This is a genomic window from Aeromonas sp. MdU4, assembly GCF_041929505.1.
In the GTDB taxonomy this organism is placed as follows: domain Bacteria; phylum Pseudomonadota; class Gammaproteobacteria; order Enterobacterales; family Aeromonadaceae; genus Aeromonas.
In genome coordinates this window covers 33,338-48,243 of sequence record NZ_JBHFMW010000023.1, presented here as the reverse complement: position 1 = coordinate 48,243, position 14,906 = coordinate 33,338, and the positions used below count along the sequence as shown (strand labels likewise).

At 56.6% G+C, this 14,906-nt stretch carries 14 protein-coding genes; 4 read left to right on the top strand and 10 right to left on the bottom strand.

Annotation, left to right across the window (positions count from 1 at the left end; translation table 11 throughout):
* The first annotated feature begins 156 nt into the window (after positions 1-156).
* The 3 genes from ACE1BR_RS12545 to yciA all read left to right on the top strand — a co-directional run bounded on the left by ACE1BR_RS12545 (position 157) and on the right by yciA (position 2,592).
* Entirely contained in the window at positions 157-1,038 is an 882-nt protein-coding gene (locus ACE1BR_RS12545; protein ID WP_374870730.1) for an SH3 domain-containing protein, read from the top strand.
* 256 nt (positions 1,039-1,294) lie between these two features.
* Positions 1,295-2,128 (top strand): SDR family oxidoreductase, encoded by an 834-nt coding sequence (locus tag ACE1BR_RS12540; protein WP_374870728.1) that lies wholly within the window; start codon positions 1,295-1,297, stop codon positions 2,126-2,128.
* A gap of 59 nt (positions 2,129-2,187) precedes the next feature.
* Positions 2,188-2,592, top strand: a complete 405-nt coding sequence (gene yciA, locus ACE1BR_RS12535) for an acyl-CoA thioester hydrolase YciA (protein WP_374870726.1) — start codon at positions 2,188-2,190, stop codon at positions 2,590-2,592.
* On the opposite strand, the gene ACE1BR_RS12530 is transcribed toward yciA, so the two are convergent.
* On the bottom strand, positions 2,593-2,817 hold the full coding sequence (locus ACE1BR_RS12530) for a hypothetical protein (RefSeq protein WP_005337874.1): 225 nt from the start codon (positions 2,815-2,817) through the stop codon (positions 2,593-2,595).
* A gap of 105 nt (positions 2,818-2,922) precedes the next feature.
* Here ACE1BR_RS12530 and ACE1BR_RS12525 point away from each other — a divergent pair, with 105 nt between their 5' ends.
* Positions 2,923-3,768 carry an endonuclease/exonuclease/phosphatase family protein gene (locus ACE1BR_RS12525; RefSeq protein WP_374870724.1) on the top strand — a complete coding sequence of 282 codons (846 nt, stop codon included), beginning with the start codon at positions 2,923-2,925 and terminating at the stop codon, positions 3,766-3,768.
* Between the two features lie 78 nt (positions 3,769-3,846).
* Here the strand turns inward: ACE1BR_RS12525 and ACE1BR_RS12520 are convergent, their stop codons facing one another.
* From ACE1BR_RS12520 to ACE1BR_RS12480, 9 genes are all read right to left on the bottom strand, one after another.
* Positions 3,847-4,113, bottom strand: coding sequence for a GrxA family glutaredoxin (locus ACE1BR_RS12520; protein ID WP_033113477.1), 267 nt, complete (start codon positions 4,111-4,113; stop codon positions 3,847-3,849).
* A 135-nt stretch (positions 4,114-4,248) separates the two neighbouring features.
* A complete protein-coding gene (gene dacB / locus ACE1BR_RS12515) occupies positions 4,249-5,685 on the bottom strand; it encodes a D-alanyl-D-alanine carboxypeptidase/D-alanyl-D-alanine-endopeptidase (protein WP_374871105.1) in 1,437 nt (478 codons plus the stop codon).
* 132 nt (positions 5,686-5,817) lie between these two features.
* Complete coding sequence (locus ACE1BR_RS12510) at positions 5,818-7,578, bottom strand: DEAD/DEAH box helicase (protein ID WP_374870722.1); 1,761 nt, start codon at positions 7,576-7,578, stop codon at positions 5,818-5,820.
* Positions 7,579-7,684: 106 nt separating this feature from the next.
* A complete protein-coding gene (locus ACE1BR_RS12505; RefSeq protein WP_374870720.1) occupies positions 7,685-8,722 on the bottom strand; it encodes an HlyD family secretion protein in 1,038 nt (345 codons plus the stop codon).
* 3 nt (positions 8,723-8,725) lie between these two features.
* Positions 8,726-9,064 carry a DUF3302 domain-containing protein gene (locus tag ACE1BR_RS12500; protein WP_374870718.1) on the bottom strand — a complete coding sequence of 113 codons (339 nt, stop codon included), beginning with the start codon at positions 9,062-9,064 and terminating at the stop codon, positions 8,726-8,728.
* A gap of 209 nt (positions 9,065-9,273) precedes the next feature.
* Entirely contained in the window at positions 9,274-10,695 is a 1,422-nt protein-coding gene (locus tag ACE1BR_RS12495; RefSeq protein ID WP_374870716.1) for a carbon starvation protein A, read from the bottom strand.
* 140 nt (positions 10,696-10,835) lie between these two features.
* Positions 10,836-11,540, bottom strand: coding sequence for a two-component system response regulator BtsR (gene btsR, locus ACE1BR_RS12490; protein WP_374870714.1), 705 nt, complete (start codon positions 11,538-11,540; stop codon positions 10,836-10,838).
* The gene (locus ACE1BR_RS12485; RefSeq protein WP_374870712.1) at positions 11,537-13,207 is read right to left on the bottom strand and encodes a LytS/YhcK type 5TM receptor domain-containing protein; all 1,671 of its coding nucleotides are present in this window, start codon (positions 13,205-13,207) and stop codon (positions 11,537-11,539) included. Before ACE1BR_RS12485 ends, btsR begins: the two co-directional genes overlap by 4 nt.
* A 353-nt stretch (positions 13,208-13,560) precedes the next feature.
* Positions 13,561-14,796 (bottom strand): HD-GYP domain-containing protein, encoded by a 1,236-nt coding sequence (locus ACE1BR_RS12480; RefSeq protein ID WP_374870710.1) that lies wholly within the window; start codon positions 14,794-14,796, stop codon positions 13,561-13,563.
* Positions 14,797-14,906: the final 110 nt, after the last annotated feature.

Sequence of the window (14,906 nt, the reverse complement as noted above, 5' to 3'; positions counted from 1 at the left end):
TTGTGTGGAAAGAAAGTGAGTTGTCTGTTGAGTAAAAATATACAGTTTTCCGAAAAAAGTTTGGTGTTATGTAGAAAATCGTCAGTACTAGCGCATTGAGAATAATGAAAATTATGGATAATCTATGTGCAAATCTAATTAAAGGGAACCTGTAAAATGAGTCAGTATATGGAGGGTGTCGAAAAGGTTTATTCGCTATCGAATAAACCGTGGATGAAACAGATGGACAGAATTCAATCTGTTCTAAATCCGGCGTGGATGAAGGAAATTGAACGTATTAATGCTATTCAAAAGTCTATTATTAGTCCAGAAGTTACACTGCTTTCTCAGTCCATAAATAAATACAAGATCAATCTGACTTGGTTGGATGAATTTTCCCAACTAGGGATACAAAAATACCTGAGGTCTATTGAACGAAATTTCCCAGCGTTCAATAATCTTACGCACCTCCCTAACGAGTTTATTTTGACATTAAACTTGTTAAAACAACATCAAACCTTGATTCAAGGTGTTGATTTTTATGCGTGTTCAACCGAATTAGTTGAGTTTGAAGATGACCCTGATATTTCCAGTGTATTATCTGAAGTAAACGAAACACTTAGAGAAAGTAGTTTATCTCGACATTCATTATTAGAAGCCCTTCAGAAACTTCCTGGATTCTTTAAAGTTATTGTGCTGTTGTTTATAACTGAAATAATTGCACCGATAACTGTTGATATATACATTAAACCTGAGATTGAGGAGTTTCTAAGGAACAATGATGAACCTCGTAGAGTTCAGACTAATGCGATTAAAAAACTTCCTAAAAGTATTGGTGTAGATGTAACACCTCTAAACAGATTTATTAGCGGAGATGAGGTTCGATTGAGAGTTTTACCATCTATAAAGTCAGAGATAATTATGACTTTAAATTTTGGGCAATCGGTATACGTTCTTGAAAAGAATCGTAGTTGGATAAAGGTTGCAATACCTCAAAAACAAGGTGAGCCGTTAGAAGGCTGGGTGTTTACTGAATATACAGAGCGCTTTAATAAATAGCTCTAGCTAGTTGTGTAAAACATAGCCCATCTATTGATGGTCAAGTGTTCCTTTGCCGAGGTTGCTACAGAAATATATGTTATTTATGAATGACAATAGAATGATGTGACAGCGAAAGTGATTTAGTGATATTGCCGCAGAACAGATACAAATATTACCAGCTCAACAGCATTTATCTATCAGTATGCCAAGGCTTCCTTTTCCTACTAAGGCAAGTAAGCTGCGGGGCAAATAGCGTCAAGCAGGAGACGGGACGATGACAGAGCAACATATCGCCGGGACGATCGGTATTCTGGGGGCGGGTTGGCTGGGGCTGCCGTTGGTGCGGGCCCTGCTGGCGGCTGGCAAGCCAGTAGCGGTGACGGTCAGCAGCGCCGAGAAGGCGGCCCGTTTGCAGGGGGAGGGGATCAACGCCTATCCGCTGACGATCTCTGCCGAGATGCCCGTCGCTGATAAAAAAGAGCCGTGGCCCATCTCCTGCGAGAGTCTGGTGATCTGCGTTCCGCCCAGCAAGACCGATGACTACCCGCAGGCGGTGGCAAAGGTCTGCGCGTTGGCCAAAGCGAATGGCACCCGGCGGGTGCTGTTTGTTAGCGCCACCTCGGTGTGGGGGGCGGGTCAAGAAGAGGGCGAACAGCCCAAACCGCGTCATGCCCGTGGCGAGCGGATGCTGGCGGCAGAGCAGGCGGTGCTGGCGGCCGGTTTCGAGGTGGTGATGATAGTGCGCCCCTCCGGCCTTTATGGCCCGGATCGCCACCCAGGTCGCTTCCTCGCGGGCAAGACCCTGGATGGCGGCGCTCAGTCGGTCAATCTGGTCCATCTGGACGATGTGGTGGCGGCCTGCATGCTGCTGCTGGAGCGGGGCAAGGGCGGGGATGTCTTCAACCTGAGCGCGCCGGTGCATCCGCGTCGCGAGCAGTTCTACCCCTTTGCGGCGCGCCAGCAGGGGCTGCCTGCGCCGGTCTTTATCGAGCCTGCCGGTGAATTTCAGCCCATCGACGGTCAGCTGATTTGCCAGCAGATGGGATTCAACTATCGCTGGCCCGATCCGGCCCATTGGTTTGCCGAGCTCGCCGCCTCGGGCAATTGAGGTTTGCCAAGGGGGTGATCGCCCCCTATCATGCCGCCATCCATGAGAGAGAGGCGGTAATGATGGTAGATACAAAACGTCACCCCGATGGGGAGTTGTTGCTGAGAACCCTGGCAATGCCAGCCGATACCAACCCCAATGGCGACATCTTTGGTGGCTGGATCATGTCCCAGATGGATATAGGTGGGGGCATTATGGCCAAGGAGCTGGCAAAAGGACGTATTTGTACCGTATCCGTCGAAGGAATGACGTTTCACAGTCCGGTCAAGGTGGGCGATGTGGTCTGCTGCTACGGCCGCTGTATGAAGATCGGCCGCAGCTCCATGAAGCTCAAGCTGGAGGTGTGGGTCAAGCCGGTGCTGCGGGAAAACGATGCCCAGCGCTACTGCGTGACCGAGGGGATTTTCACCTATGTCGCCATCGACGACAGCGGCAAATCCCGCCCGGTTCCGGTGAGTGCCTGATCAAATCAGCCGGGCATTGATGATGGATATTTCCTGCTCAAGCCCGGTTTTTTGCCGTATCATGCGTTCCAGCATCTCCTCTGACCCCACATACTGAAGGGTGTCGAACAGACAGAGATCGCACTGCGGGTCCCGTCTTATCTGGTAGACGGTGGCCAGCTCCACTTGATGACAGTTTCCTTGTTGATCATAAAACGTCACGTTATACCGAAGTTCTTTCGCCATGAGACAGCGTCCTTCTGGTTGAGTGGAACAGGGATTATCAGCTTAGTCGGCGTTGATGACGTTTGTGATGGTCATGACACAAAGCAAAGGCGGGCGGTTTAGCCGATGAAAAATAGTTATCGCATTCTTGGCACCTCCCTGCTGACCCTGGGGTTGGTAGGCTGTTTCGAGGTGCCGGATCAGAACCATCTGGTTACGGCCGATGGGATTGTGCCGGGTATCGATTGCCAGCGTCCGCCGCTGGTGGCTGTGGCGACCACGGCGCTGCCCCGCGAATTCGGTATCACGGTCTGGAATCTCTACAAGGGACAGCGCAAGAACTGGCGCGAGGGGATGGACAGTTACGCCAAGGGGCAGGATCTGGTGCTGTTGCAGGAGTCTGCTACCCGGCCCGAGATGCTCGACTGGCTGCGTGCCGGTGATTTCCAGTGGCAACAGCTGCAAGCCTTCACCCAGGGCGGCGTGTCGTTCGGGGTGATGACGGTGGCCAAGACCCCGCAGGCCTTCGTCTGTGGCGTGCGCTCCCCCGAGCCTTTGCTGCGCATTCCCAAATCCGGGCTGGTTAGCCTCTACCCGCTGCAAGGGGATCCTGACGGCGTATTGGTCATCAACCTTCATGCAGTCAACTTCGAACTGGGAATGGCGGCATTTCGCGAGCAACTCAACGAGCTGACCGGGCTGGTGCGTCGCCATCAGGGGCCGGTGATCCTGGCTGGTGATTTCAACACCTGGAGTGACAAGCGCCAGTTCTGGCTAAGCAAGCTGGTTGAAGAGCTGGGTCTGCAGGAGGCGCTGCCGGTGCCTGACTTGCGCCGCACCGCCTTTGGCCGTCCGCTGGATCACCTCTATTACCGCAATCTGGATCTGGTCGAGGTGAGCTCACCGGCGACCGACTCTTCCGATCACAACCCCATCATTGCGCGCTTTGCCGCCCAGTCGTTGACGCCGTAATCTTGTGATTACCTGATAAAAAAATCCGGCGCCTGATGGCGCCGGATTTTTTTTGCGCTGTTGCCAGCGAGCAGGGAATTACTGCTGATAGAGGCCCAGATGCTCTTTGGCGTAGGCTTCGAAATCGGTGCAGCCACCGATGTGTTGCTCGTCCAGGAAGATCTGCGGCACGGTATTGACCGGCTTGCCAGCGCTCTTGGCCAGATCTTCTTTGGTGATGCCTTCGGCGTGGATATCGACGTAGCGGAATTTGAAATCATCGCGCTGTTCAACCAGCTGCTCGGCGATCTGCTTGGCACGGACACAATAGGGGCAGCCGGGGCGACCAAAAATCACTGCAAACATATTTTTTTCTCCGTTCTTGAAGCCGTTATGTATGGCCGTTGATATGAGGCAGGCAACAGCATAGTCCTGCCTCGTGGCGACTTGAAGTCGAAATTATCGATACCGTGATTCGAGCGGCTCTATTGCCGCATTACCTCAGCTCTCGTCGGCAATCTGGATCGGCTGTTGTTGATAGATGCTCTCCAGCACCCCCTTCTCGAACACGGTCCAGGGCCAGGGGGCCTTGCTGGCGCGGTAACGATCGTGGGTCGCCGGGTCTTGCGACAGGCCGCGCTGGAACATCACGAAGGCCTTGCGCTGGCCGCTGGCGGTATCAATAAAGCCCACCAGATTGGAGGTGCCGGTGATGGTGCCGGTCTTGGCATGCACCTTGTTCTTCATCATGGGGGCGGTGACGCTGCGGCGCCATGCCAGGGTGCCATCCACCTGCGAGCTTGGCAGCAGCTTGATCAGGCCAAGCTCGGCATCATTTTTCTGGATGAAGTTCAGCACCGACAGCATCTGACGGGCGCTGATGAGATTGTGAGCGGAGAGGCCGGAGCCGTCAGCCAGGGTGGCGTTGCCCAGATCGATACCGTTCTTGGTCAGGATGGCGCGCACTGCCATGGTGCCGCTGCGATAGCTGCCCGGCTTGTTGTAGTAGTGGCGGCCCACGGTCTTGAGGAAGGTATCGGCATAGAGGTTGTCCGATTTCTTCAGCATCTTGGCCAGCATCACCGGCAGGGAGACCGAGTAGTGGGTGCCCAGTGTCTCGGCGTTGTCCGGTGCCTTGTGGGTGACCCGCAGCAGACCGTCATGCTTGATACCAGCACGGTCCATCGCCCAGCGGATATTGTCCCAGCCCCAGGCTTCCACGTCGTGGATGGCAAAACGCAGCCCCTGCGGTTCCTTGTTTGGGGTGATGCAGCCCTTGAGCTCGTAGAAGTTGCCCTTGGCCATGTCCACTTCCAGTGCGCAGAACTGGCGCGCCATGTCACCGTAGCTCATCACCTCCACGTTGTCGGCGCCGATGCCGATGGGCACGCCGGTCGCCACGTTGCCGGTGGCCGGTTTGCCAATCTGGGTGGCGGTGATGGTGCCGTAGGCGCAGTTCTTGTCGATGATCACCGACGAGACCGGGGCGGCGAAGCAGAGGGTTTGATCTCCCCACGACCAGCCATTGCCGCGCTCGTAGCCATTGTAGGCACCTGTGTTGACGTAGACGTTGCCCTTGATGCTGGTGACGCCAAGCTGTTTGAACAGTGCCAGCAGATCCATCCGTGACAGGGTGGGGTCGCCGACGAAGTTGATCCAGATATCGCCATTGATGACGTTACCCTGCTTGGCGCCGGGCTGGGCCTGAATGTCGGTGGCAAAACGGAAGTCGGCACCCAGCTCAAGGCGGGCTGCCAGCGCGGTGAGCACCTTCATGGTGGAGGCGGGGGCGATCATCTGATCCGCATGGCGGGCAAACTCAACGCCGTTGTTGCCCTGTACTATGATGGCGTACTGGCCACCCTGCGGGGGCGTCAGCGGGGCGGCGTGCGCCGCCAGAGAGAAGAGAGCACAAAAACCAATCAACAGCCGCTGCATAAAATCCTCTAACGTGACGAAGGGGCCAGCCCGATGGCGCAGGCCCTGATAATTCAACCTTGTTTCACCCGCCGATGCAGGATCGGCCGTGGCAAAGCAATTCATACGACTTATGCCGGTCGCCACTGGCCATCACGCCAGCGAATTGGCGGTGCGATAGCGGCCGTCATAATCAAAAATCTTCTCTTTTATCTGCCAAAAGCGACCCGCTTTGCGGGCGATGACAAAATCGGGGTGGCGAAACTGGCTTTCCGCCGCCAGCACGTTCGCCAGAGTGGCAAATTCGGGTTCCAGACCCGGAGCGGGCCAATGATGACGCACAAAGTGCTGTTGAAACAAGCGCCGTGCGCCTTCGGAGTGAAATCCGAAGTATTCATTGAGGGTGAGACCATCCTCATCGTGATAGATCACCTCCAGCCGCTCCCCTTGTTTGCCGCGCCCTGCGGTGAGGGTTAGCCCCGCGCAGCGAATGACCATGCAATCCTTGAGATTGAGCGCCTCTTTGAGCTTGTCGTCCGGATCCACCAGCAGCTGATCACAGTTCTGGCAGCGGCGGGCGGCGATGTCGTTTTCGCTGCCGCAAGCGGGGCAGATCTTGGCGCGAAAGCGGTAGTCGCACTCTTCGCGGTTGCCCTCGTCATCTTCAAACAGTCCCTGACAGCGGCGGCCGTAGTGCTCGATCACCTTGCCATCCTCGTCGGTCTTGCCCCAGAAGGTGTTGGCAAAACCGCAGGCGGGGCAGGGCACTTGTACCGGTTCGGTACCTGCGTGGGGGCGAGGCTCACCCACTTCGGGAGCAAACAGGTTGAAGTTGTTGCCCGCATAGTCGAGCACCAGACAATCGCTCTTGCCGGGCGAGAGGCGCAGGCCCCGCCCCACAATCTGCTGGTAGAGCGAGACCGACTCTGTGGGTCTGAGCATCACGATCAGATCGACATGAGGAGCGTCGAAGCCGGTGGTGAGCACCGCCACGTTGACCAGAAACTTGAGCTCGCGCGCCTTGAAGGCGCTGATGAGGGCATCGCGCTCCGGCCCCGGCGTCTCGCCGGTAATAAGGGCCGCCTGCTGGCCTCTGGCGCCCAGCAGACCGTGAATTTCGCGGGCATGCTCGACGGTGGCGGCGAAGATCATCACCCCTTGCCGGTCGGCGGCATACTCCAGTACCTGACTCAGGATATGGGGTGTAACCCGCTCCTGCCGCTTGAGCTCGCCGTTGAGCTCCGCCTCGCTGAAGAGGCCATTCTCCCGCACCACCAGCTTGCTGAAGTCGTAGTGAACGATGGGGGCATCCACCATGCGCGGTGGCGTCAGATAGCCGTTTTTGACCATGAAGCGCAGGGGCAGTTCGAACACGCAGTCGCCGAACAGCCGCTCGCCGTGACTTTTCACCATACCGTGGTAGTGGCGCCGGTAGATCCAGCCCAGCCCGAGCCGATAAGGAGTGGCGGTAAGGCCAAGGATCTTGAGCGCTGGATTGGCAGCCTTGAGATGGTCGATCACCTGATGGTATTGGCTGTCGTCATCGAGAGAGACCCGATGGCACTCGTCGATGATAAGCAGGGAAAATGCGCCATCAAACGCGGCCAGGTTGCGTGCCACCGACTGCACCGAGCCGAATACCACCTGAGCGCTCGCCTCCTTGCGAGCGAGCCCAGCGGCGAAGATGTCGGCCTTGAGCCCCCACGCCTCGTACTTGGCGTGGTTTTGCTCCACCAGCTCCTTGACGTGGGCCAGCACCAGTACCCGCCCGCGCGCCTTGCGCGCCAGCTCGGCGATCACCAGACTCTTGCCCGCTCCGGTGGGCAGCACCACCACGGCGGGATCCGGGTGTTTGCGAAAGTGGCTGATCACGGCGTTGACGGCGTCGGTTTGATAGGGTCTGAGAACGAACATTCAGGTTTGGCATGGGGCAAGGCAGGATGGCGCCATTATAGGGGTCTTGCTGCCACAAAAACAGCGGGCCAGCATGATGCTGGCCCGCAGAGAGGTATTGTGCAGATTAATGGAAGGGGAAGATGTAGTTCATCCAGCTTGCCATGCGCAGCAGTACTTTACGCATCACCGAGACGTGATGGAAATAGTGGGTATAGATAGCAGCCTGGCCACTGGAACCGGCAATCACCTGATATTTGGCCCACTCGGGGTCGGTGATGGAGATGACCACCGGCAGACGACCCGGACGCACCGCGGTAGTCTGATCCAGCAGGCCCACGTTGGCTTGCACGTTACCGGCAGCGATGGCCGGGATCACGGCAGTGACCTTGCCCTTGAAGATCTTGCCGGGCACACCGTCGATCACCACTTCGGCCTCATCACCTACCGCCAGACGCTGCATGCTGTTCTGCCAGAACCAGCCGACATAGGCGGTGTCATCTTTGTGGATGAAGGTCATCACCGGACGATACATAAAGGGGGTGGCGATCATGCCGGGACGCAGCGCGAGCTGCACCACATGACCATCGCTCGGGGCATAGACCACGGTCTGGGCCAATTGGTACTTGGCTTCATTCAGCTGGGCTTGCAGATCTTCCAGCGTGGCGCTCTGCTGGTCAATCTGGGCCACGATATCGTCCACGTTGGCCTGACTGACATCCAGATCACGCTGTTTGCCGACACCGCGTTGCATCAGCTCTTTGGCGCGATCCCGATCCAGCTTGGCGGAGCGCAGTCTGGCGTCGATGGATTTGAGATGGTCCCGGTTGGATTCGACGCGGGCGGTCAGGCTGTCCACTTTCAGTCGGAACGGTTCGTCATCGATGCGGAACAGTACATCCCCTTTTTTCACCGGTTGGTTGGCCTGCACCGGCACCTCAACGACCCGGCCCTTCACCAGCGGTACGATTGGGGTGGAGACGTAGTAGTTGCGGGCCATCTCCGAATAGGGGTGGTTGTAGTTCATCAGTATGATGAGGGTGCCGATGAGTACGACGCCCCCCAGCGCTGCAGTCGGGACGGTCCACTTGTTGAGCGGAATACGGAAGATTTTGAAGATGGCCACACAGATGGCCGTGTAGGTCAGGATCAGTAGCAGGTCCATGATTTATCCCTGTTGCTCGCTCTGTTCGATAGTGTTGATACGTTTTTTCAGATCGGCCAGCTCCTGCTTGAGGGCAACCAGCTCGTCTTCATCCTTTTGCAACCGTTGGCTGAAGCCCCAACCGCGATCGGGGCGATAGAGGGTTGCCCAGATCCAGAGGAAGGGCCACAACACATGCAGGGTAAACAGGCTGACCCAACCCGCAACGTGAATGGCATCCTGATGAGGGTGATTCCGATGTTTGGCAATCTCGTAAGGAATATCGTGGATCACGATGACTCCATAAAAAATGACCAGCCCGACAAAGACGAGCAGGCCAAGAGCAAAATAATCAAGGGCCATTTATAACCTCCACTGGCATTAAGCGCAGCTTAATCGTTGGTTCCAACAAGAGCTAAAGCAATTAAGAATCACATATTTATCGTTAATTCGCACGAAATCTTAAGGCCTTTCGCTGTATTGAAGCTGAAGTCATGAAACAGTTGTTTTATTAGTTGGTTTATCACTAAAAAAGGCGCCGCAAGGCGCCTTTTATTCGGTTTTTTGCGGCATTACCCTTCACTGGTACGGCTGACCAGCGGTTGCCGGAACTTCACCAGGAAGGCCACGGTAATCACAGCGGTGGCGGCCAGACCGATGATGGTGGAGATCCCCATTTCCAGCCCGAACCCGATGGGGGCGTTGGCCAGGTAGGTAAACACCACGGCAGTCATGAACATGGCGGGGATGGTGCAGACCCAGTGCAGCTTGCCCTCTTTGATAAGGTAGGCGGCCGCGGCCCACAGCATGATGACGGCGGTGGTCTGGTTGGCCCAGCCGAAGTAGCGCCAGATCACCCCGAACTCGGCCTTGGAGATGATGACACCAAGGATAAACATGGGGATGGCGATCAGCAGACGCTTGGTCATCGGTTTTTGGGTCAGCTTCAGGAAGTCCGCCACGATCAGGCGAGCACTGCGAAATGCGGTGTCGCCGGAGGTGATGGGCAGGATCACCACGCCGAGGATGGCCAGAATGCCGCCCACGGTACCGAGCAGGCTGGTGGAGACTTCATGTACCACGGCCGCCGGGCCGCCGTTGGCCATGGTGGCGTTGAGCGCTTCGGTGCTGTCGTAGAAGGAGAGACCCAGGGTACACCAGATAAGGGCGATGATCCCTTCACCGATCATTGCGCCGTAGAAAATGAAACGGCCGGACTTCTCGTTCTGCATGCAGCGCGCCATCAGCGGTGACTGGGTGGCATGGAAGCCGGACACGGCGCCACAGGCGATGGTGATAAAGAGCAGCGGCCAGAGTGGCAGCTCGGTCGGGTGCAGGTTGGAGAAGTCCATCCCGGTGTTGTAGAAGCCTTTGCCGGAGACAATCAGGCCGATGATGAGGCCGACCGACATGAATACCAGCAGGGCGCCGAAGATGGGATAGAAACGGCCGATGATCTTGTCGATGGGGACGATGGTCGCGAGGATGTAGTAGGCAAAAATCGCCATGATCCAGTAGACCAGATCGGTGGAGGTGAGGTTGGCCAGCAAGCCTGCCGGGCTCAGCACGAACACCACGCCGACCAGCATCAACAGCACCACGGCAAACAGGTTCATGAAGTGCTTGGCGGCGGTGCCCAGATGCTCGCCGACTACGGTCGGTACCGAGGCGCCCTTGGCACGCACCGACAGCATCCCGGAGAAGTAGTCGTGAACCGCACCGGCGAAGATGCAGCCGAAGACGATCCAGAGCATGGCGACCGGCCCATAGAGGGCTCCCAGAATGGGGCCGAAGATGGGGCCAACGCCGGCGATGTTGAGCAGTTGAACCAGATAGACTTTCTTGTCCGACATGGGGACATAGTCCACTCCGTCAGCCATGGTGATGGCGGGGGTTTTCAGCTCCGGCTTCGGGCCGAATATCCGTTCGATGAATTTGCCGTATATGAAGTAGCCGGCCACAAGTAAGCCGACACAGAGGAAGAACCAGATCATTGCTACGCTCCTGCATTGTTATTTTTAGGTGTGCGCAGCGAGTCTAAAACGGTTGCTCCTGTCTGGCAGGTGAAATGGCCCGAGCGGCGCGTTGGCGCGCCGAGCGGTCTGCGGCTGTGATCAGGCGCACACTCTACGGCTCAGTCCAAGCCCAGTTGATCCTTGAGCTCCTTGAGATAGCGGCGACTGACCGGTACCCGGGCCCCGCTCGGGGTGACGATCTCAGCCAGCTGGTTATCCAGTAGCTGGATCTCGAAGATAGCGCTGGGAGATACCAGATACTGGCGGTGGCAGCGCAGCAGTGGGCTCTTCTCCTCCAGTGATTTGAGGGTGAGTTGGGTGTGAAACAGCTCGCCCTGACAGGCGACATGGACGCCGCCAAGATCGGAGAAGGCATACTCCACCTGTGCAATTGGCAGCAGCCTGACCCGGTTGTGCAGATAGCCCGGAATGTGTTCGATGGCCGGGGCCAGTCGCTCGACCGGCTGCGGAGAGATATCTTGCTTGAGACGGGCGAGGGTCTTGGCCAGCCGGGCGGGTTCTACCGGTTTGAGCAGATAGTCAAAGGCGTTCTCCTCGAAAGCCTGAATGGCATACTCGTCAAAGGCGGTGACAAAGACGATGCGGGGCAGGGGATCGAGCATGGCGACCAGCTCCATGCCGCTCAGCTTGGGCATCTGGATATCGAGAAAGACCACGTCGGGCTTGAGGCGCTGGATCAGCGGTAATGCCTCGATGGCGTTACCCGCTTCCCCCACGATCGCGATGGCGGGATCGCTGGCAAGGTGTTGTTTCAGCTCTTCGCGGGCATAAAGCTCGTCATCGACAATCATGGTGCGGATCATGGTTGCTCCTTGGGGATGGTGAACGAGACCCGGGTCCACTGCTCCGGCTCGCACGCAATGGTCACGCCATAACGCTCGCCAAAGGCGCTTTTCAATCGCCGGTCTACGATGGTCATGCCAAGACCATCGCCGGCGGGGCGTGCTTGCCAGGCGCCAGCATTATCTTCCACATGGATGGTGACGCAGGCAGGCAGCTCCTCAGTCCAGAGGCGAATGCTACCCTGCTCCAGCAGGGTCGAGATGCCGTGCTTGATGGCGTTTTCAATCAACGGCTGCAGAGTGAAGCTGGGTAGCCGCAGGTTGGCAAGATGGGGCGGGATGTCGTTTATCACGGTCAAGCGATCACCAAAGCGGGCCAGCTCGATCTCCAGATAGGATTGGCAGTGCTCCTGCTCCTCCTGTAGGGTGGCAAGGCCACTCTGGCGTTTGAGATTCTTGCGAAAAAAGAGCGACAGATGCAGCAGCAGGTCGCGCGCCTTGCCGGGATCGCGTCGGGTGATGGCGCTGATGGTGTTGAGGGTGTTGAACAGAAAATGGGGATTGATCTGGGCCTGAATAAGTTTCAGTTCGGATTGCACCAGCAGCCGCTGATGCTGCTCCAGCCGACCTGCGAGCAACTGCTGTGACAGCAGGTTGGCAATCCCTTCCCCCAGGGTGTGGTTGATCTTGAGAAAGAGCCGCTTTTTCGGTTCATAGAGCTTGATGGTGCCGATCACCCCCTTATCCCCTTGCAGCGGGATCACCAGCACGGAACCCAGCTGGCATTGAGGGGAGAGGCTGCAGCGATAGGGCTTGCTGTTGCCATCGGCAAACAGCACCTTGTTGCGCTCAATCGCCTTCATGGTGATGGCGGAGGTGATGGGCGTGCCCGGCAAATGGTGATCTTCACCGATGCCGATAAAGGCGAGGATCTTGTCGGTATCCGTGATGGCCACGGCGCCGACGCCGGTCTCTTCTTGAATGATGCGGGCAATCTTGTTGCTTGCCTCCGGGGTAAAGCCCTGACTCATGATCCCGACTGTGCGGTTGGCGATGTTGAGCGCCTTGGCGGAGAAGACCCGGGAGAACTTCTCATACATCTGCTGTTGATCGCGGATCATGCTGATAAAGAGCGCTGCGCCACAGGAGTTGGCCAAAATCATCGGGGTGGCGATGGTGCGCACCAGCAGCAGCGATTTGTCGAATGGCGTGGCAACGAGCAGGATGATGACCATCTGCAGGATTTCGGCGTAGAGGGTGGTAAAGAAGGCAATTCTGGGTTCAAACAGGGCATCCATTCGGTTTGAGCGCATCAGGCGCCAGTGCACAATGCCACCCAGAAACCCTTCGCAGGTGGTGGAGATGGCACAAGCGAGATCGGTAAATCCCCCCAGGGTATAGCGGTGCAAGCCGCCGGTCAGTCCGACCAGAAACCCTACCAGCGGGCCACCCAAGAGTCCTCCCAGCACGGCACCGACGGCGCGGGTATTGGCGATGGCATCGTCGATGTCGAGGCCGACATAGGTGCCAAGGATGCAAAAGCTGGAAAAAATAATGTATATCAATACTTTGTGAGGGATTCTTACCGAATAGTTGGCAAGTGGACGCAGCAGTGGACTCTTGGAAAAGAGGTAGGCGATGACTAGGCTGACGCTCATCTGTTGCAACAAGGAGAGGACCAACTGCATAAAAAACGCTCCTTGCAGGTCAGGTTAAAAAATAGCCTGCCCGTGCATAAGTGTGATCAGGATCTTGTTCTACTGGTCTACATGGCTCGGGCGGGCGGTCAGTTTGCCAGAACAGTGAGATAAAACCATATCAAATCAGCACGTTAAATTGATATTTGTATAACTGTGGCAAGCTTGGTATTGGTGAATGGAGCATGGATGTATCCGTTGGATACGCCACACGGAGGTGGCATGCTCCGCCCGGCCCCATGGCTGGGCGTTTTTTATACATGGTCAGATGACAACCTTTCGGCGGGGCTTCGAGTAATTATTCCGGTTTGTCCAATGAGTTATCCCCAGCTTCTGGGGATAACTCAAAATGCAAAGTAGTAGCAGAAGCGGCGAGTCAGATTGAAGAACTGCCGTTGCCCCTCATCCAGCTCTTCCTGTTTGATAAATGCGGTGATGGTTCGCGTATCTTCACGCAGATCGATCATCGGCACGGCTTCAGGACGCTGAGCTTTGACATAGGGCAAGATCTTCGGTTTGAGCGGCATGGTGGGCTCGGTGGAGAGCACCAGTGCGATATTCTCATCTGACAGTTTCACCAGCGAACCCGGTGGATAAACCCCCAGCACCTTGACCAGCAACTTGACCAGCGTCTGATCGAACTTCTTCTGGGAGAGCTTGTAGAGTTGGCCGATGGCCTGGCTTGGGGCTGCCGGATTGGCGCTGTTGCGGGGATGGAGCAGCTCGTCGTAGAAGTCGACCAGCCCGATCAGCCGGGCCAGTGGCGGGATCTCCCCGCCCTTGATGCCGAGCGGATACCCGCTGCCATCGAGTCGCTCGTGGTGCAGGTGGGCGACCTGACGGATTTTCGGTTCAAAGGCGTTGAGCTGGGTCAGCATCTCCAGCCCGTACTGGGGATGCATATTGAGGAAGTTCTGCTCTGCCTTGCTGAGATCCCCGCGCTTCTGGGTGATCTGGCTCGGGATTTTCAGCTCGCCGATGTCGTGGATAAGTCCGGCAAGCCCGGTCTCTTCCAGTTCAATCGGATTCATCCCCAGCTCGCGGGCCATCAGCATGGCGATAAAGGCAACGTTGAGGCTGTGCTGCAGCAAAATGTCGGTGTGGGGGCTACGGATGAGATGCAACCCGAGCGGCCCTTCATGTTGGCTGATCCGGAAGGCGGTATTGCGGACGATCTGCGCAGTATTGGCCAACCCTTCGTCCGGCTTGAGGTTAAGGGCACCAAGCGCATCGCGCAGTTCGCTCATGGATTGGCCAAAGGCTTTGTCGGCGGCGCGCATGGAGCGACGAAAGGCCTTCTCGTCAAAGGGGGGCGGGCCGGAGGCAATCAGCTCTTCCAGCTCGTCGAGGTCGGGCCCGGCATCGGGAATATCCCCGCGCAGCAGTGGTTCGATGGGCAGGTCACTTTTGTCTGGATCCACCATCAGGAGAGTGAGATCAAGATGGCGAATGATGTCTAACTGCTGCTGATCCTTGATTTTGAACGTATTGAACATGAACGGGTGGTTGGTCCATCCGGTCGGAAGGTGGATAAAGTGGCCTATTCTCAACTGCTCTATCGAGGCTTGGATCAGTGCCATTGGTCAACCTGCATCTCGTCAATGCCTACTCAACAAGCTAGCAAAATCCATGGGATAGACAACAAAAAAACCATCTTGGCGAGGGGCTTGGTGAGAGGCTGTTGTGATGT

Coding starts and splice junctions, on each gene's coding strand:
- ACE1BR_RS12545 (WP_374870730.1), top strand. CDS start 157: ATGAGTCAGTATATGGAGGGTGTCGAAAAGGTTTATTCGCTATCGAAT.
- ACE1BR_RS12540 (WP_374870728.1), top strand. CDS start 1,295: ATGACAGAGCAACATATCGCCGGGACGATCGGTATTCTGGGGGCGGGT.
- yciA (WP_374870726.1), top strand. CDS start 2,188: ATGATGGTAGATACAAAACGTCACCCCGATGGGGAGTTGTTGCTGAGA.
- ACE1BR_RS12530 (WP_005337874.1), bottom strand. CDS start 2,817: ATGGCGAAAGAACTTCGGTATAACGTGACGTTTTATGATCAACAAGGA.
- ACE1BR_RS12525 (WP_374870724.1), top strand. CDS start 2,923: ATGAAAAATAGTTATCGCATTCTTGGCACCTCCCTGCTGACCCTGGGG.
- ACE1BR_RS12520 (WP_033113477.1), bottom strand. CDS start 4,113: ATGTTTGCAGTGATTTTTGGTCGCCCCGGCTGCCCCTATTGTGTCCGT.
- dacB (WP_374871105.1), bottom strand. CDS start 5,685: ATGCAGCGGCTGTTGATTGGTTTTTGTGCTCTCTTCTCTCTGGCGGCG.
- ACE1BR_RS12510 (WP_374870722.1), bottom strand. CDS start 7,578: ATGTTCGTTCTCAGACCCTATCAAACCGACGCCGTCAACGCCGTGATC.
- ACE1BR_RS12505 (WP_374870720.1), bottom strand. CDS start 8,722: ATGGACCTGCTACTGATCCTGACCTACACGGCCATCTGTGTGGCCATC.
- ACE1BR_RS12500 (WP_374870718.1), bottom strand. CDS start 9,064: ATGGCCCTTGATTATTTTGCTCTTGGCCTGCTCGTCTTTGTCGGGCTG.
- ACE1BR_RS12495 (WP_374870716.1), bottom strand. CDS start 10,695: ATGATCTGGTTCTTCCTCTGTGTCGGCTTACTTGTGGCCGGCTACTTC.
- btsR (WP_374870714.1), bottom strand. CDS start 11,540: ATGATCCGCACCATGATTGTCGATGACGAGCTTTATGCCCGCGAAGAG.
- ACE1BR_RS12485 (WP_374870712.1), bottom strand. CDS start 13,207: ATGCAGTTGGTCCTCTCCTTGTTGCAACAGATGAGCGTCAGCCTAGTC.
- ACE1BR_RS12480 (WP_374870710.1), bottom strand. CDS start 14,796: ATGGCACTGATCCAAGCCTCGATAGAGCAGTTGAGAATAGGCCACTTT.